Source organism: Microbacterium sp. PAMC21962, from assembly GCF_019443465.1.
Lineage (GTDB): Bacteria > Actinomycetota > Actinomycetes > Actinomycetales > Microbacteriaceae > Microbacterium > Microbacterium hominis.
The window spans coordinates 3,074,942-3,091,960 of sequence record NZ_CP080381.1 but is presented as its reverse complement, the minus strand read 5'-3'; the positions used below and the strand labels follow the sequence as shown (position 1 = coordinate 3,091,960).

The following is a 17,019-nucleotide window of genomic DNA, read 5'->3' as shown; positions in this document are numbered from 1 at the left end:
GGTCGCGGCTCCGACACCGCAGTCGCCGCACGTCACAGCAGGCGCCGCTGAGAGGCCCAAACCGTCAGCTCGTGCCGCGACGACAGCTGCAGCTTCCGCAACACCGCCGAGACGTGGGTCTCGACCGTCTTGATCGAGATGAACAGTGCGCTCGCGACCTCCTTGTACGCGTAGCCGCGGGCGATGAGGCGCATCACCTCCTGCTCGCGGGTCGACAGCCGGTCGAGCTCGTCGTCGACGGCGGCAGTCTCGCCGGCGACGGCTCCGAACGCGTCGAGCACGAACCCCGCGAGCCGCGGCGAGAACACGGCGTCGCCGTCGGCGACGGCGCGGGCGGCACGGCTCACTTCGGCGCCCGACGACCCTTTCGTGATGTAGCCGCGCGCTCCGGCGCGGATCACGCGCACGACGTCCTCGGCCGCGTCGGAAACGCTCAGCGCCAGAAAGCGGGTCGACACCCCGGCAGAGCCGCGAATGACGTCCTCGCCGCCCGTCGCGTCGTCGCCGCGTCCCCCGGGCAGGTGCACATCGAGCAGCACGACGTCCGGCTGTGTCTCGGCGACGACGGCGATCGCCGTCGGCACGTCCGCCGCCTCCCCGACCACCGCGACGTCGTCGTCGAGATCGCTGCGCAGACCCGAGCGGAAGATCGAGTGGTCGTCGACGATGACCACGCGGATGCCGTCAACCACGAGCGTTGCCCTCTGCCGTCGTCGCCCGCAGCTGTACCTCGGTGCCCTCCGGTCCCGACGTCACCGTCGCGGTGCCGCCGAGGCGCCGCATGCGTCCGATCACCGACTGGCGAACGCCGAGCCGGTCGTCCGCCACGTCGTCGAGAACGAAACCCGGCCCCCGGTCGCGGACGAAGACGTCGACGCCGTCGGCGCGCCCTTCGATGTAGACGGAGACGTCGCCGCCGGCGTGGCGCGCCGCATTCAGCATCGCTTCCCGTGCCGCCGCCGCGATCTCGCCGCTCGCGCGCTCATTCGAGATCCCCGCGGCGACCACGTCGATCCGCACCGGGTAATCGAGCTCGAGCGCGGCGGCGTAGTCGCGAAGGTCGGTGGCGAGGTCGCTGTCGGCCGGCTGATCGCCGTCGTACAGCCAGGCCCGCAGCTCTCGCTCCTGTGCCCGGGCGAGCCGCGCGACGTCGCTCGATGCGCCGCCCCGGTTCTGGATCAGGGCGAGCGTCTGCAGGACAGAATCGTGCAGGTGAGCGGCCATCTCGGCGCGCTGCTCCTCGCGGATGCGCCGGTCGCGCTCACCTGTGAGCTCGCGCCACTTCTCGACGAGAGTCGACGACAGCACCGCGGCGAGCGCGATCAGCGGCACCACGATCAGGAGAGCATCCGCCGCCACGCCGTCGCGGAGGGCGAGGATGGTCACTCCGAACACGGCGAGGAGGATGATCACGGCCGTGGTTCGGACGATCACCGCGTGCCCCGGTCCGCGGAGAAGGTCACGGCGGTCGACCAGCGTCGCCCATGCTCCCGCGGCCGCGGCCGCCGCCGATGCGGCGACGACGACGACGGCGAGGTCAGAGCTCGCACGCGAGCCGACGACGGCGAGCGCAGTCAGCGGCAGCAGGATGATCGCGGCGCCGCACGTGAGAATCCAGGCGATCGGCGCCGAGCTCGTGGTCGGCGCGTCTCCGGCGGCGCGGGGCGCGAAGGCCCAGCACCAGGCGTAGAAGAGGATGCCGGCACCTCCGCACAGCGCGAGGACGACCAACAACGCGCGCACCGCGCTCACGGGAGCACCGAGGTGGTGGGCGAGGCCCTCGGCGACGCCGGCGACGACGCACTCACGAGGACGAACGAGCGGCGGCCGGGCCGGCGGCACAGGACGCGGCGCGGGCGCGGCGCGCGCGGCATCCGGGGCGGCGGCGGGCGTCATACGGCCCATCAAACCATCCGCGAGCGCGGCCGTCATCGCCGCAGCTGCAGAGATCAGGGCCGTCTCAGGGGTTCCCCCGATGGTCGGCGCGGCCGCCACGCCGCGAAGATCGATGCATGACCACCCCACCCGTGGAGCCGCCGCAGACGACCGTGTCGACACAACCTCCTCCTCCCGACACCGACACCGGTGGCCGCAACGCCGGCGACCGCTTCTTCTCGTGGACCGGGGGACTCGGGCTGATCCGCGGCGACGGGTGGATCGGCGGGGTCGCGGCGGGAATCGCGGCGCGCCTGCGGATCGATCCGCTGATCGTCCGCGGCATCCTGGTCGTGGTCGGCCTCTTCGGGTTCCCGGTGATCTTCCTCTACGCGCTGGCCTGGGCACTCCTCCCCGACCTCGATGGTCGGATTCTGCTGCGCGACGCTCTGCGTCGTCGGTTCGAGCCGGCTCAGATCGGGATTCTCGGTCTGCTGATCCTCGGGCTCATCCCGCTCGGACCGGGAGTCGTCTTCGTCGGCGGCATCCCGCAGTGGATGCTGAGCCCCGGGCTCGGCGGATGGTCTGCGCTGTCCGCGCTGATGGTGACCGTCGGTCTGGTTCTCGCCGTCGCGCTCCTGTTCATCATCGTGCGCGCGGCGCGTCACTCCGCGCGCTCCGTGTCCCCGGCACCGCCGCAGCAGAGGGCTTCCGCTGCGGATGCATCGCCGGACGCGTCCGCCGTGGCCACCGGTTCGGGTCCGGTCGCCTCCGCGGACCCGCAGGGGACGGATGCCGCCGGCTTCGCGGCATCCTCCCCTGCCTTCCCGTCCCCGGGCACCGCCCCCGACTCCTCGAGCGACGCCGCCCCCGACCTCCGGTCGTCGAGCGGGGCCGGCACGGCCGAGTCGGAACGCCCTGCACCCGGCGACGACGCCTACGCCGCGTGGCGCGAGCAGCACGCCGCGTGGAAAGTGCAGGACGACGCCTGGCGCCGGCAGCAGCAGGATGCCGATCGTGCCGTCCGCGACCAGGCGCGCCGCGAGCGGCAGGAGCGCGCCGCCGCGTTCGCTGCCGAAGCCGCCGAGCGCCGTCGACTGCGGCGTCTGAACTCTCCCCGCACGTCGCTCGCGTTCGTCGGCGTCGCCGTCGGAGTCGCCGTGATCGCGGGTACCGCCACCGCCATCGCTCAGCGCGATGCCCTGGGTGCCGCACGCGGGCTGTTCGTCGCGGGCGTCGTGCTCGGCATGTCGATGGTGGTGGCCGGTGCGCTGCGCCGCCGCAGCGGCTTCCTCGCGTTCGTGACCGTCGTGACGCTGCTCGGCGCGGGCGCAGCGACGGCGGTGCCGATTGCGCAGACGCTTCATATCGGAAGCTACTGGATCACTGTGGGCGATGCCTCGCAGCCGGGCACCTCGGCATCGGACCCGTTCATGCAGACGTGGGGCGACCTCGTCATCGCGACACAGGACACCGGCCTCGATGGCGCCGCCTTCGTCGAGAAGAAATCGGGGAACACCCGCGTTCTTCCCGAGCCTCCCGATGACTCTGCCCGGATCGACATAGAGATCACGACACGCGACGCCGCCGTCGACGGCGTCAGCGTGAGCAGTTCCGGTGAGTATTCCTTCTCGCGACTCGACGACATCCCGGGCGTCACGTCCGCTCGACTCCCGGACGGCCGGATCCGCTACTCGGCTGCGTTCGGCGACCCCGGCTCCCGTACCCATCAGAGGATCGTCATCGAACAGGACGGCGGGTCCGTCACCGTCTTCCTCCCCACGCCCACCACCGGAGGTTCCCGATGACCGAGTACGACACCGTGACCGATCTGACCGCCGCATCCACCGCCGACGAAGAGAACACGACTCTCGACGCGATGCCGCAGCCTCGCATCCGCTGGGCGGGCATCGTCTGGGGCCTCGTGTTCGTGGCGGTCGCCATGGTCGGTGCCGCACTGACATGGGCACCCGGCGCGCTCGACGATCTCGCGACGATCGTGCCGCAGCTGGACGCCGCCACGCTCGTCGCCGGCACGCTCATGGCGCTCGGCGCGCTCGCCCTGATCTGCGGACTCGTAGGACTGCTCCGTCACGCGCAGGGCGCGGCGGCCCGGCGCCGCGTGTAGGCCCGCCCGGTTGCGGCGACAATGGACCCATGCGCACGATCCTCAACATCGTCTGGATCATCTTCGCCGGCTTCTGGCTGTTCGTCGGCTACGTGATCGCCGGGGTGGTGCTGTGCATCCCGATCATCACGATCCCATGGGCGATCGCCTCGTTCCGCACCGCCGGCTACGTCATCTGGCCGTTCGGACGCACGATCGTGCCGAAGCCCACCGCGGGCGTGGGGTCCTTCCTCGGCAACGTCGTCTGGGTGATCCTCGCCGGCTGGTGGCTTGCGATCGGGCACCTCGTCAGCGGCATCGCCCTCTGCATCACCATCATCGGCATCCCGATGGCGATCGCCGACTTCAAGATGATCCCGATCTCGCTCATGCCGCTCGGCAAGGACATCGTGTCGACCCGCCAGGGCGCGTTCGACCGCACGCTGTGATGCGGCGGCCGGAAGCCCGTCACGCGCGGACACATAACGCAAACACAGGTCACACACCTAGGCACGACGGGCGTGGCGGGTTAGCGTGATGGCGTCCCCACCTCGGGGCATCGCGGCGATCCGGGCGGACCCGGGCACCGGTTCATACCCGGTCGCGTTGCGGGTTCGACTCCCGCCGTCGCGTCTTCTTTCGAGGGGGCACGATCCCAGTCATAGCAAGGGATCGTGGCCGCTCAGTCGGCGTCGGAAGGCGCCAATGGACGCGGTTTGGACACAATCGCGGTCGTACGAGCCCGGTCGAGGGCGGTCCTCGCGCGCTTGCACCAGACGGTGCCCCCCCTCTGCCTCGCCGCCACCCTTCACCGGTTGGGGTCGCGTGCGATCATTTCTCATGCCGTCCTTCCCGGGGAGCCTTCCCGCCGCGCCCAGCCGTGAACCGGACATTGATGACGACTTCACCACCGGGCTGAACCCAAAGCGATGGGTTGCGAGCTATCTGCCGCAATGGACGACCCCAGAGCGGGCGCGCGCGCACTACGAAATCGTCGCTGCCGGGATCGAGCTGCGGATCGACTCTGACCAGCCAGATTGGCGCCTCGAAGACGCGCCTCTGCGCGTCTCCAATCTGCAGACAGGTGTGTATTCCGGGCCGGTCGGCTCACCGCTCGGAACACATCGTCACCGAGTCGATCTCGACGTCCGTACCGAGACACCACAAAGTCTCCTGTTTGCGCCGTCATGCGGGCGGGTGGAAATCACCGTCTCCGCGACCCGCGCCCCCAATTGCATGCTCGCGGGATGGCTCGTCGGAACTGAACACCGATCCCCGACAGAGTCCGGCGAGATCTGCATCTTCGAGATCGACGCCGACGCCATCGGGGAAACCACCGTGGCCCGCACCGGCATCAAAGCGCACCACGACCCGGGATTGACCACCGACATGGGCGAAGTGGTCCTCCCCTTCGACGCCTCCTCTCCCCACACCTGGACGGTGATCTGGGGTCGGGGAGAGACAGTGATCGGATGCGAAGGCCGCGTGCTCCGACGGATCGAACAGGCTCCCGACTATCCACTTTTCCTCATGATCGACCTGTTCGAGATCGGACCTCACACCGGTAGCTACCCCAAGTCCGCCACTATCCACCATGTCCGCGCCTGGCAATGACAAGAGAACCGAATCGGTTTGGCAACACGTCCTAGGGCGCGGCCAGTCGCTTGCGCGCGAGGCCATGGGCAGCGAGGGAGTACACAAAGGGACCGCGCGCGGCAGCGAGCCTGTGGATCTTGTCCGAGTACTCGAGGCAGAGGTCACCCATCTGCGCCGCGGTGAGGTCGCCTCGGGCGAAGACGAGCACTCTGGCGTCGTGGGCGTAGATCGCATGAGCCTCGAGGGGGCGCGTGGCGATGCGGTGGTCTTTCGCGACGAGGAAGTAGCCGGCCATCGCCCCGGCCCCGATCCACTCCTCGTCGCGCATGCGCTGCGCACGCTCGTCGCCGTACTGGTCGGCGAGCGTTTGAACGTCCCATCCGGCATCGCGAAGCCTCGCCGCAAGCGCTCGCTGACCAAGCGACCGGTCGAGGAGGAAGCGAACCGGGAGCACGGTTCAAGCAGCCTGGAGGATGAGCGAGCGTAGCTCGGGGCGTTCGAGTCCGAAGTCGTCTGCAACGTCGCCCATGGGCTCTCCGGCGCGCACACGGCTCACAATGTCGTCGACGCGCACGCCGATCCGATCCACTGTTGGCTGACCCGAATTGCGGTGCGGGTCCACGACGACATCGACAGCCTCAAAGATGGGCAACCGCAGGTACTGTGCGAATCCGTCCCGGTAGCTAATGCTCTGGAGGAACTCGGCGACGACCTCGTTGAACACGCCCTGGTGGTTGCGGACCACGACGAGCTCGCCCTGACCGTTTTGGTAAAGGATCTCCGCGCCGTCGGTTCGCAGCCGCTCACTGAGCAGAGCGTTTTCGAGGCCGATTTCTTCCCGAAGCACCTCGATCGCTGGCCGGATGCGCGCCATCGGCAGTCCGACCCGGCGGAACGACTCGATGATGAACCCCTCCGCAAGCGCGTTGAACGGCACGGTGTAGCCGCGCCCGTCGGTGACGCCGGTCAGCAGCGGAGGACTCCAACCGAACTCGCCGGCCGTCCGCTGCGCGAAACGGTGTCCGTGCGCCCAGCGTGCAAACGACGTCGGCGGCGCTTGGATGATGCGCGCGGCCTCGCTTTGACCGTAGATCGGCGTTGTGTACGCGCGATCCTTCACGAGTGTTTGCATGCAAACATGCTAGGGCACATCTAGCTCGGTCTGCCTGCTCGAAACCGAGTCACGCGAGCGTGGTCCTCCCCGCGCATTCGCAGGCGCAGGGCCTACCCTCGCTTCATCCGGCATCCGCATCGCCGGCCCGAGGAGGCTCTCATGCGCAGAACACCGATCCTGGCCGTGATCGCCCTGGCGGCGCTCGCCCTCACGTCGTGCGGGTCGGGGGCCACCGACCCGGCCGCGGAGTCGCCCGCCGCGTCGGCGTCGAGCCGACCTCCCCTGCAGACGGCCACACCGGGGCCCGTCGGGCCGACGGGCGCTGCCGTGGAGGTGCCGCAGAGCCGCTGGGATGCGATCGTCGCCGATCTGACCGCACGCGGGGTGAAAGGCACCCCGCAGCTCGTGTCCTCCCAGGCCGTGACGTTCAACGACGGCTCTCTCGGGTGCGCGACGCCCGGCCAGAGCTACACGCAGGCGCAGATCGACGGCCTGCGCATCATCGTGAGCGTCGACGGCACGACCTACGACTACCGGTTCGGCCAGGGCGCCGAGCCGAAGCTCTGCACGGCCTGATCCCTGACCGGGCGCACGACGGAGGGGACGGATGCCGCGGCATCCGTCCCCTCCGTCGTGGCGGGCCTACTTCTTGAGCGGCAGCAGCAGCGCCTCATCGGCGCCGGACTGGTTGTCCATCACGACCACCATCGAGCCGAGCGGCTTCTGCGCCTCGATCTGCTTCGCGTTGAAGCTCACGTCGACGCTCGCCGAGCCGCGCTGCGGGACGGTGACGTACTGCCCGTTGCTGATCGCCGGAGCGGTCGGGTCGTAGGTCGCCCACCCGTCCACGGCATCCGACGCGTTGTTGGACGCGAAGGTCTCGGCCGTGTACGCGAAGGCACCGGTGATGCCGAGGTCGCTGGCGCGGACCGGCAGCAGCAGCGTGCTGCTGTCGGTGGGCGCCTGGGTGAGGAACCCGGCCGCCGCCAGCTCCTTCGTCTTCGCGTTGACGATGAACACCTCCGAGAGGCCGTTCGTGTCTCCGTTGCGCACGGCGCCCGAGTCCGCCGACAGGACGATCCAGTCGGCCTGGCCGTCGCGATCGGTGTCGATCACGATGTCGTACTCGTTGGCGGCGGCGTTGGACCACCGGTGATGCATGTTCATCGCGAAGACCATCAGGTGATCGTCTCCCTCGGCGAACGACTGCACACCGACGGCACGGATGTCATACCCCGTGTCGGGGAGCGACGCCGCGGCATCCTTCGGGTCCGACAGCCCCCAGGTGTAGACGTCGGCACCGGCCGGAAGAGCCCCGGCGAGGTTGCGCAGCGTCAGCTTCTTGGTGCCGTCGGCGACCTTCTGCTTGCCCCCGAACCACGGACCGTTCGCAGTCGCCTTCACCGTGCTGTCCGCACGGGGGACGAGCAGATACGGAACGCGCAGAGTCGAGTCGGCCGCGCTCAGCACGATGTCGCCGGAGATCTCCGAGAACGCGAACTGATCGGACGCCCCCACAGAGCTCGGCACGTCCTTCGCGGCCGCGGCGACGATGAGCAGCAGCTTCGCCGTTCCCCCCGCCGGCACCGTGATCGACCGGTTCGAGAGGATGATCCGCGCCTTCTTCGACTGCGCCGAGGGCGCCGTCGAGACGTCGTAGCGCACGGCGGTCGGGCCGTCGTTGCGCACGGTGACCGTCTTGACCCCGCCGAAGCCGAGCGGCGACTCCTGGAAGCCGAAGCTCAGCGCCGACTCGCGGGCCCAGCCGCTCTCCGTGCGGAAGGCGTCTCCCGTCGCGGTCACCGTGGTGGCGACCGCCTGCGCCGCGTCGACCAGGCCCACGCCGCCGAGAGTCAGGCTCTGGCCGGCGACCTTGTCGGGGTCCGCCGTCGACACGACGGATGCCGCGATCTGCGGAGCCGTCCAGGACGGGTGCGCCTCAGCGGAGAGCGCGGCGACGCCGGCGACGTGCGGGGCGGCCATCGAGGTGCCCGACAGGATGGCGGCGCCGTTGCCCGAGCCGACCGCGGCCGACGAGATCGACACACCGGGGGCGGCGACGTCGGGGCTGATGGCGCTGTCTCCGGACCGCGGACCGGACGAGCTGAACGACGCGTAGCCGCGGAAGCCGGGGTTCGCGATCTGGGTGGCCACGAGGCTCGCCGTGGCGCCGGAGACGAAGACCGGGCCGTTCGAGGACCGCACGCCGAGGAACGGGATCGTCAGATCGAACGCCTCGCCGGTGTCGGGGTTCGCGGTGACGGCACCTTCGTACGGCGGCAGATCGTCGGTCGTGTTGACCATGACGACGGCCGCGGCACCGGCCTGCTGGCCGTAGATCGCCTTCGCGACGCGGGCGCAGGAGCCGCGGTCGACGACCGCGAGCTGATTGCCGCCCGGCACGATGCCGGCGGCCGTGAAGGCGGCGGCGGAGCAGCCCAGCACGTTGTCGCCCGTCAGACGCACGACCGAGAGATCGCCGAGGCCGTCCAGCGAGGCCCCGTTGGCGTTGATCGCCTCGACGGGGGCGCCGTCGACCGTGACCGTCGCGCCCGGGAAGCCCTCAGCGCTGTCCACGGCGGACACCGAGATGACGCCGTCGCCCGTGCCGGGAGAGCCGGTGAGGTAGGGGTTGTGTCCGGCGTTGCCGGACGAGGCCACGACGACCACACCGGCGCCCACCGCGTTGGCCGCGGCGACGGCGTCGGGGTCGTCGCCCCGGCCGAAGGACGAGCCGAGCGACATGTTCACGACGTCCATGCCGTTGTCGACCGCCCAGTCCAGGGCGGGCACGACGACGTCGGTCGATCCCTCGCAGCCGAAGACGCGCACCGCGTAGAGGTCGACCTGCGGTGCGACGCCGGGGCCGACGCGGAAGGTGTTCGACGGGGTCGTCGTGTCGTAGGGGCCCGGATAGGTCGTGCCGTCGGCGAGGACGCCGGAGCCGCCCGTGGTGCCCGCGACGTGCGAGCCGTGGCCGTTGCAGTCGAGCGGGTTGTCGTCGGGGTGCGGCACGGGCTGGTACGACGCGCTGGTCGGGTCGGCGTTGTAGTCGTCGCCGACGAGGTCGATGCCGCCCTTGACGCGCGGCGCGTCGGGGCCGTAGAGCGCGGGGTCGGCCGGCTGCGCCGACGTCGCGGCGGCCGCCTGGAACGCCTCGACGGTGCCGGGCCCGCCGAAGGTGGCGTGCGTGTAGTCGATGCCCGTGTCGATGATGGCGACCTTGACGTTCTGGCCCGTGTAGCCCGTGCTCTCCCACACCTGAGGGACGCCGAGGAACGGCACCGACACCGCGTTGTCGACCGAGTAGGTGCGCACCGGGTGCACGGCGACGACGTTCGGCATCGACGCGATGGCGTCGAGCTCGGCCGCGGGCACCTTCGCCTGCAGACCGTTGTACGCCGACTGCATCTCGGCCTGGACCGAGCCGCCCTTGTCCTCGATCGCCGCGCTCACGGGCTCCTGGGCGTCCTTGAGCCGACTCTTGACGTCGCCGCGCTCACCGTCGCTCAGCTCCCGGCCCTGCTCGGCCTCGACGACCGCCACGGGGTCGCCGGTCATCTCCACGACCACCGTCACGAGGCCGTCGGCCCCGATCGCGGCCGACGTGAACGAGGTCGAGACCTTCCCGGCGGATGCCGCGGGCAGGAACCGTGACGAGGGATCGCTGCCGTCGGGAGTGGCCGCGTACGCGGCTGCGGAGGGCAGGAGCAGCGCTAGCGCGCCGGCTGCAGCCAGAATGCGTCGTCGCAAAGGGGGACCGCCTTTCGTGCAGGGGGAGGTGCCACATCGGGGTGTGACGCGGCTGTATGGAGGCTATGCACCCCCTGCATACGGCGAAAGGAGGATGAGAGGATCCTCATCCATTGGCACTGCCGCCGCCGTCAGGCGATGCGCGTGCCCGGGGGCAGCTTCCGCGCGGGGGTGCGCGTGCGGGCCCAGGCCCACCACAGCAGCAATGCGGCGAGCGCGATCTGCACCGCCAGTCCGACGAACCAGCTCGGCACCGTGCCGTCGATGACCTGCTGGGGCGAGCGCCGGTCGCCGTCGTCGACGTACATGCGGGGGTCGCAGTCGTCCCACCGCTGCTCGAGGGACGGCGGCACCTGAGCCGAGCGGACGGAGAGCTTGAGCGAGCCGAACAGGTCGTCCGGGTAGCCGTACTCGTTGTAGGTCGTCGGCGTCGCATCACCGAGGATGACGAAGGGGTTGGCCGACAGCATCCACCAGACGTAGTCGAAGCGCGGCACGCGGTAGGTGCTGGTCGTCCACTCGCCGCACACGATCCGACCCGGATCGTTCCCGCAGTCGTCGCCGTCGTCGCGGCACAGGGGCAGGCCGTCGGGCCCGATCTCGTACGACCGCGTCAGCGAGGTGCCCTCGCTGGCGACGGCGGAGCCGATGAGCCCGAACCCGAGCGGTGTGCCCACGGCGAGCGCGGCGACGACGAGATACGTCGTCGCCACGGAGAACAGTGGACGGGCCAGCACGCCCGACAGCGCGACGCCGATCGCGGCGATCACGCCGGTCTCCAGGACGAGCACGGCGAGCGACACGACGACCGTCAGCGCATTCACCCCGCCCGCGAACGTCGAGATCACGAGGAACGGCGCTGCGACCGCGGCGAACGCGAGCCCCGTGATCCACCCCGCGAGGAACTTGCCGAGCAGGATCTCGCCGGCCGTGACCAGCGTGACCTGCACGGGCGCCAGGGTCGCGGCATCCCGGTCGCCGTTGATGCTGTTGCCGCTGAGGGTGGGCGAGACGAGGAGCACGAGCAGCAGGGTGACGTAGACGACGACGGAGAAGACCCCCGGCCCGCTCTGACCCCACCCGCCGTAGGCGAGGAACGCGAGGGCGGTCACACCGATGAGGACGAGGGCGAAGACTCCGAGCAGCACGTACCACGAGACGGTGCGCACGCGTTGCAGCAGCTCGAGACGGGCGATCGTCCACAGCCGCGCGGCGCTCATGAGCGGTCTCCTTCGAGGTCGAGGAAGGTGTGTTCCAGCATCCCCGTCGCGGCGGCGAACTCCGCCACCGGCAGGCCCGCTCCGACGAGGGCGGCGAGGGCGGATGCCGCGTCCGCGTCGCTCGCGAACGCGACGAGCAGATCGCGGCGGTCGATCGGCACGAGCGCGGCGTCGAGTCCCAGGGTCCGCGCCACCGGGAGCACCGCTGCCGTCGCGTCGCGGTCGGCCAGCCGGATGCGCCAGGAGCGCTGACGCGTCGCCGCCGCGGCGACGCGGTCGCCGGCGACCGTGGATCCCTCGACGAGGAACACGGCGTCGTCGACCACCTCCTCCAGCTCCGAGAGGATGTGGCTGGAGAGGAGGATGGTGCGCCCGTCGGCCGCGAGCCGGCGCAGCAGCACGCGCAGATCGATACGCGCCTGTGGGTCCAGACCCGACGCCGGCTCGTCCAGGAGCAGCACCCGCGGGTCGTGCACGAGCGCCCGCGCGAGCCCCAGCCGCTGCTTCTGGCCCCGCGACAGCACCCGTGCGGGGGCGTCGGCGAGCGCGGACAGCCCCACCTCGGCGAGCAGGCGGGCGGCACCCTCGCGCGCCGGGTCGGGTTCGATGCCGTACAGACGCGCGGTCATCGTCAGCGTCTCCCGGGCCGTCAGCGACGGCCAGGCGCCGAGCGCGTCCGGCATCCACCCGAGCACCGCGCGGGCCGACGCCGGGTCGGCGACCGGGTCGATCCCGCCGATGCGGATGGTGCCGGCATCCGGCGCCAGCAGCGACGCCAGCATCAGCATCAGGGTGGTCTTGCCGGAGCCGTTGGGGCCCACGAGACCCGTCACGGCGCCGGCGCGGGCGTCGAAGGAGACGTCGCGCACCGCGTGGACGGCGCCGAACGAGCGGCGCACCCCGGTGACGACGATGCCGGAAGGGCTCATGCCCTCACCCTATGCGGTCGCTGTGGAAGGACACCGCCGCGCCGCCGGCCGCTGCGTCAGCGGAAGAACGCGACCCCGAGGTCGGCGTGATCCACGAAGACGCCGTCCACCCCGGCATCCGCGATCACCCCCCACTCCCCCGCGTAGTCGCCGAACGCGGCCTTCGACCGGCCCCGCCGGTACGCCGCCAGGAGGAAGGCGTTCTCGGGACGGCAGGTCCACGTGAACACCCGGAGCCCGCGCTCGTGCGCGTCGGCGACGACGCGGGCCGGACCCGTGGCACGGCCCAGACGATCGGGGGCGAGGATCATGCGTTTGTCGACGCTGATCGCGTCGACCTCGCCGGCGAGGCGGTCCAGGCCCGCCGGCGTCGCCTGCTCGCGGTAGGTCGGTGGCGTGCTCCCGGCGGCGGAGAGGAGGTCGTAGGCGGTGCCGCTCGCCTCGAGCAGGTACACGTACGTGCCCCGGATGCCGCGGGCGCGCAGCCGCATCAGCACGTCCTGCTCGAAGGACTCGAGGTACAGCGGCAGTTCGCCGTCGGCCCACCCCGCACGCCGGAGCTCCGCGGCGACGAGGGCGTCGAGGTCGACGCCGAGGCCGGCGAAGTACGTCGCGTGCTTGATCTCCAGCACGACGCCGATCTCTCGCCCCTGGTCACGGGACGCCGTCCGCACGAGGTCCAACACGTCGCGGAGGCGCAGCGGCGGCTCCGCCCCGTCGAACGCGGCACTGGACGGGCGCAGCTGGGGCAGCCGCTCGCGGCAGCGCAGCGTCGCCAGCTCGTCCCACGTGAAGTCCTCCGTGAACCACCCCGTGTGCTCCACCCCGTCGATGGTCTTCGTGGTGCGCCGCGCGGCGAACTCGGGGTGCTCGGCGACGTCGGTCGTCCCGCCGATCTCGTTCTCGTGACGCACGACCAGCACCCCGTCGGCGGTGACGACGACATCCGGCTCGACCGCGTCCACGCCCAGCGCGAGGGCGAGCGCGTACGACGAACGGGTGTGCTCGGGCCGATACCCCGGGGCGCCACGATGACCGATGATCAGGGGCCGGACGGCAGGCATGCCTCCCAGGCTAACGAGAGCGGCTATGACCTCTCCGAGCGCCTTCACAGCAGCGACACAGCCGGGCCCTGACGCCGCGCGACACCCGTCCGATAGCCTGGTGTCACAGCACCTCGCTGTGCACCCGTCCGGTGCACCCCTAGGGAGTGGAAAGAGACCATGGCCTCCGGCAACTTCGCATTCAACAACCCGGCGTTCCAAGAGCAGCGTCCCGGCCTCACGCCGCCGGCCGCGCCGCAGCCCGGCGCCCAGACCGCCTACGCCGCGACGTCGCACCAGGTGACGGATGCCGCGGTGAACGCCCAGCTCGAGGGCGCCTTCGCCGCGCCCGCCGCCGCGTCGCACCAGACCGGCCGGATGACCGTCGAGGACACCGTCGCGAAGACCGTCGGCCTGTTCGCGATCCTCCTCGTCACGGCCGTCGTCGGCTGGGTGTGGACCCTGGGCGGCGCGTTCTCGCCGGAGCAGCTCACCACCACCTCGCAGGTGACGATCGTGCCCTGGATCATCGGCATGCTCGGCGGGTTCGTGCTGGCGATGGTGATCTCGTTCACGTCGCGCAAGAAGGTCCGCCCCGCGCTGATCTTCGCCTACGCGGCGTTCGAGGGCCTCTTCGTCGGCGGCATCTCGGCGTACTTCGAGTTCATCTGGCCCGGCATCGTCATGCAGGCCACGCTGGCGACCCTGTCGGTCGTCGGTGTCACCCTGGCCCTCTTCGCCAGCGGCAAGGTCCGCGCGAGCGCGCGCGCCACGAAGATCTTCATGATCGCGATGATCGGCTACCTCGTCTTCGGCCTGCTGAACGTCGTGCTGATGATGTTCGGCGCGGCGGGCGAGGGCGGCGCCTTCGGTCTGTACAGCAACATCAAGATCGCCGGCATCCCCCTCGGCCTGATCATCGGTGTGCTCGTGGTCATCATGGCCGCGTACTCGCTCGTGCTCGACTTCGACCAGATCCAGCAGGGTGTGCGCAACGGCGCGCCCCGCGAGTACGGCTGGCTCGGCGGCTTCGGCATCATGGTGACGGTCGTGTGGCTGTACATCGAGATCCTGCGCCTCATCGCGATCGCACGCGGCAACAACTAGTCGGCCCGCGCCCCGCGCGCACGAAGGCCCGTCCGGCTCCCCGGGCGGGCCTTCGGCTTTCCCGGGACAGCCCGCACGCGCACGGCATCCCTGGTCACGCCATCCAGACGGAAGACGAAACCGACCCGGCCCGCACGATGACCGGGCAACGACGGATGCCGGGACCCGGGGCAGTCCCCGCGATCCCGGCATCCGGTCAGATCACTCCCACTCGATGGTCCCCGGGGGCTTCGACGTGACGTCGAGCACGACCCGGTTGACCTCGCGGACCTCGTTGGTGATGCGGTTGCTGATCTTCGACAGCACGTCGTACGGCAGGCGCGTCCAGTCGGCGGTCATCGCGTCCTCGCTCGAGACGGGACGCAGCACGATCGGGTGGCCGTACGTGCGGCCGTCGCCCTGCACGCCCACCGACCGGACGTCGGCCAGGAGCACCACCGGGCACTGCCAGATCTCGCCGTCCAGGCCCGCCTTCGTCAGCTCCTCGCGGGCGATGGCGTCGGCGTCACGCAGGATCTCGAGGCGGTCAGCGGTGACCTCACCCACGATGCGGATGCCGAGGCCGGGCCCCGGAAACGGCTGGCGGCCGACGATCGCCTCGGGAAGCCCCAGCTCGCGACCGATCGCGCGCACCTCGTCCTTGAAGAGGGTGCGCAGCGGCTCGACGAGCTCGAACTGCAGATCCTCCGGGAGCCCGCCGACGTTGTGGTGGCTCTTGATGTTCGCGGTCCCCGCACCGCCGCCGGACTCGACGACATCGGGGTACAGCGTCCCCTGCACGAGGAACCGGATCGGCTCGCCCTCGGCGGCCGCCTCGGCGACGAGGTCGGCCTGCACCTTCTCGAAGGCGCGGATGAACTCGCGGCCGATGATCTTGCGCTTCTGCTCCGGGTCGCTCACGCCGGCGAGGGCGGTGAGGAAGGTCTCGCGGGCGTCGACCGTGATCAGGCGCACGCCGGTGGATGCCACGTAGTCGTTCTCGACCTGCTCGCGCTCGCCCTTGCGCAGCAGGCCGTGGTCGACGAAGACGGCGACGAGCTGGTCGCCGACGGCCTTGTGCACGAGCGCCGTCGACACCGCGGAGTCGACGCCGCCGGACAGCGCCGACAGCACGCGGCCGCTGCCGACCTGCGCGCGGATGCGCTCGACCTGCTCGGCGATGACGTTGCCGCTGTTCCAGTCGGCGGCCAGTCCCGCCGCCTTGTGGAGGAAGTTGACGATGACATCCTGGCCGTAGTCGGAGTGCTTGACCTCGGGGTGCCACTGGACGCCGTAGAAGCACTTCTCGGCGTTGCCGAAGGCGGCGACCGGCGTCGCCGCGGTCGAGGCGAGCACCTCGAAGCCCTCGGGGGCCGCCGCGACCTGGTCGCCGTGGCTCATCCAGACGTTCTGCTCGACGGGCTGACCGCCGAGCAGCACACCGCCGTCATTCGCGACCACGGCATCCGTCGCGCCGTACTCGCGCAGGCCGGTGTTGGCGACCTGGCCGCCCAGCTGCTGCGCCATCACCTGGAAGCCGTAGCAGATGCCGAGCGTCGGCACGCCGAGCTGCAGCACGGCCGGGTCGAGCGTCGGGGCACCGGGCTCGTACACGGAGGACGGACCGCCGGAGAGGATGATGGCCACCGGGTTCTTCGCCTCGACGTCGGCGGCGGTCACGGTGTGCGGCACCAGCTCGCTGTAGACACCGGCCTCGCGCACCCGTCGCGCGATGAGCTGCGCGTACTGGGCTCCGAAGTCGACGACGAGGACGGGACGCTGAGCGGTCTCGGTCTGGGTGGTCACCGGCTGCCTTCCGTGGCGGGGATCGGGGCGGAGGACTCGTCGGCCTCGCGCTGCGCGAGGTAGGCCCGCACCTCGCGGGCGACGCGCGCCTCCATGAAGAACGACAGGAGCGGGACGATGCCGCCGAGCGCGAGCACGATGAACCGCACGAAGCCCCAGCGCATGAGGCTCCACACGCGGAAGCACGCGAAGAGGTACACGACGTAGAACCAGCCGTGCGCGATGAGGATGCCGGTGGACAGGTTGATCGCGCCGCCGGTGAGGTCGCCGCCGCCGTCCAGCGTGACCGGGTGCAGCCAGAGCGCTCCCCCGGCGCCGCCGGCGAACAGCTCGTAGCCGAAGGCGTACTTGACGATCATCTCGGCGCACAGCGACAGGAGCATGACACCCGTGATCACCGAGGCGATCTGGTAGAACCTGAGCGCCCCGCGGATCGCCGGAAAACTGGCGAGTTTGGGCTGAGGCATGCCGTCAAGTCTAGTCGGCGACG

General features: G+C 70.7%; 16 protein-coding genes and 1 tRNA gene. 7 read left to right on the top strand and 10 right to left on the bottom strand.

The annotated features are described in order from the left end of the window. Positions 1 to 32: 32 nt before the first annotated feature. Together KY498_RS14555 and KY498_RS14550 are read right to left on the bottom strand one after the other, a co-directional pair. Positions 33 to 692, bottom strand: a complete 660-nt coding sequence (locus KY498_RS14555; RefSeq protein WP_191009025.1) for a response regulator transcription factor — start codon at positions 690 to 692, stop codon at positions 33 to 35. Next, positions 685 to 1,905 (bottom strand): ATP-binding protein, encoded by a 1,221-nt coding sequence (locus KY498_RS14550; RefSeq protein WP_223848731.1) that lies wholly within the window; start codon positions 1,903 to 1,905, stop codon positions 685 to 687. Before KY498_RS14550 ends, KY498_RS14555 begins: the two co-directional genes overlap by 8 nt. 107 nt (positions 1,906 to 2,012) lie before the next feature. Here KY498_RS14550 and KY498_RS14545 point away from each other — a divergent pair, with 107 nt between their 5' ends. The 5 genes from KY498_RS14545 (at position 2,013) to KY498_RS14525 (ending at position 5,596) form a co-directional block, all read left to right on the top strand. Beyond that, positions 2,013 to 3,683, top strand: coding sequence for a PspC domain-containing protein (locus KY498_RS14545; RefSeq protein WP_191009026.1), 1,671 nt, complete (start codon positions 2,013 to 2,015; stop codon positions 3,681 to 3,683). Next, positions 3,680 to 4,003, top strand: coding sequence for a hypothetical protein (locus KY498_RS14540; RefSeq protein ID WP_101306823.1), 324 nt, complete (start codon positions 3,680 to 3,682; stop codon positions 4,001 to 4,003). Before KY498_RS14545 ends, KY498_RS14540 begins: the two co-directional genes overlap by 4 nt. 29 nt (positions 4,004 to 4,032) lie before the next feature. After that, positions 4,033 to 4,431: a YccF domain-containing protein gene (locus KY498_RS14535; protein WP_060960343.1), complete on the top strand. Its 399-nt coding sequence runs from the start codon at positions 4,033 to 4,035 to the stop codon at positions 4,429 to 4,431. 111 nt (positions 4,432 to 4,542) lie between these two features. Further along, positions 4,543 to 4,615, top strand: a tRNA-Met gene (locus KY498_RS14530). Between the two features lie 207 nt (positions 4,616 to 4,822). Further along, the gene (locus KY498_RS14525) at positions 4,823 to 5,596 is read left to right on the top strand and encodes a hypothetical protein (RefSeq protein ID WP_191009027.1); all 774 of its coding nucleotides are present in this window, start codon (positions 4,823 to 4,825) and stop codon (positions 5,594 to 5,596) included. Positions 5,597 to 5,627: 31 nt separating this feature from the next. Here the strand turns inward: KY498_RS14525 and KY498_RS14520 are convergent, their stop codons facing one another. Together KY498_RS14520 and KY498_RS14515 are read right to left on the bottom strand one after the other, a co-directional pair. Then, positions 5,628 to 6,032 carry a hypothetical protein gene (locus KY498_RS14520; RefSeq protein ID WP_191009028.1) on the bottom strand — a complete coding sequence of 135 codons (405 nt, stop codon included), beginning with the start codon at positions 6,030 to 6,032 and terminating at the stop codon, positions 5,628 to 5,630. Between the two features lie 3 nt (positions 6,033 to 6,035). Beyond that, positions 6,036 to 6,710: a DUF433 domain-containing protein gene (locus KY498_RS14515; protein WP_191009029.1), complete on the bottom strand. Its 675-nt coding sequence runs from the start codon at positions 6,708 to 6,710 to the stop codon at positions 6,036 to 6,038. Between the two features lie 141 nt (positions 6,711 to 6,851). Here KY498_RS14515 and KY498_RS14510 point away from each other — a divergent pair, with 141 nt between their 5' ends. After that, on the top strand, positions 6,852 to 7,268 hold the full coding sequence (locus KY498_RS14510; RefSeq protein WP_101306826.1) for a hypothetical protein: 417 nt from the start codon (positions 6,852 to 6,854) through the stop codon (positions 7,266 to 7,268). 66 nt (positions 7,269 to 7,334) lie between these two features. Here KY498_RS14510 and KY498_RS14505 read toward each other — a convergent pair whose 3' ends face one another. The 4 genes from KY498_RS14505 to KY498_RS14490 all read right to left on the bottom strand — a co-directional run bounded on the left by KY498_RS14505 (position 7,335) and on the right by KY498_RS14490 (position 13,658). Continuing rightward, positions 7,335 to 10,445 carry a S8 family serine peptidase gene (locus KY498_RS14505; RefSeq protein ID WP_191009030.1) on the bottom strand — a complete coding sequence of 1,037 codons (3,111 nt, stop codon included), beginning with the start codon at positions 10,443 to 10,445 and terminating at the stop codon, positions 7,335 to 7,337. A 131-nt stretch (positions 10,446 to 10,576) separates the two neighbouring features. Further along, positions 10,577 to 11,665 (bottom strand): ABC transporter permease, encoded by a 1,089-nt coding sequence (locus KY498_RS14500; protein ID WP_191009031.1) that lies wholly within the window; start codon positions 11,663 to 11,665, stop codon positions 10,577 to 10,579. Beyond that, the gene (locus KY498_RS14495) at positions 11,662 to 12,594 is read right to left on the bottom strand and encodes an ABC transporter ATP-binding protein (RefSeq protein WP_191009032.1); all 933 of its coding nucleotides are present in this window, start codon (positions 12,592 to 12,594) and stop codon (positions 11,662 to 11,664) included. The genes KY498_RS14500 and KY498_RS14495 overlap by 4 nt, the downstream gene beginning before the upstream one ends. A 56-nt stretch (positions 12,595 to 12,650) precedes the next feature. Then, positions 12,651 to 13,658, bottom strand: a complete 1,008-nt coding sequence (locus KY498_RS14490; protein WP_060960338.1) for a glycerophosphodiester phosphodiesterase family protein — start codon at positions 13,656 to 13,658, stop codon at positions 12,651 to 12,653. Positions 13,659 to 13,817: 159 nt separating this feature from the next. On the opposite strand from KY498_RS14490, the gene KY498_RS14485 reads away from it, so the two are divergent. Then, positions 13,818 to 14,744 carry a Bax inhibitor-1/YccA family protein gene (locus KY498_RS14485; protein WP_060960337.1) on the top strand — a complete coding sequence of 309 codons (927 nt, stop codon included), beginning with the start codon at positions 13,818 to 13,820 and terminating at the stop codon, positions 14,742 to 14,744. 201 nt (positions 14,745 to 14,945) lie between these two features. Here KY498_RS14485 and guaA read toward each other — a convergent pair whose 3' ends face one another. Both guaA and KY498_RS14475 read right to left on the bottom strand, forming a co-directional pair. Further along, positions 14,946 to 16,529, bottom strand: coding sequence for a glutamine-hydrolyzing GMP synthase (gene guaA / locus KY498_RS14480; protein ID WP_060960336.1), 1,584 nt, complete (start codon positions 16,527 to 16,529; stop codon positions 14,946 to 14,948). After that, entirely contained in the window at positions 16,526 to 16,996 is a 471-nt protein-coding gene (locus KY498_RS14475; RefSeq protein ID WP_060960335.1) for a DUF3817 domain-containing protein, read from the bottom strand. The genes guaA and KY498_RS14475 overlap by 4 nt, the downstream gene beginning before the upstream one ends. Between the last annotated feature and the right edge of the window lie 23 nt (positions 16,997 to 17,019).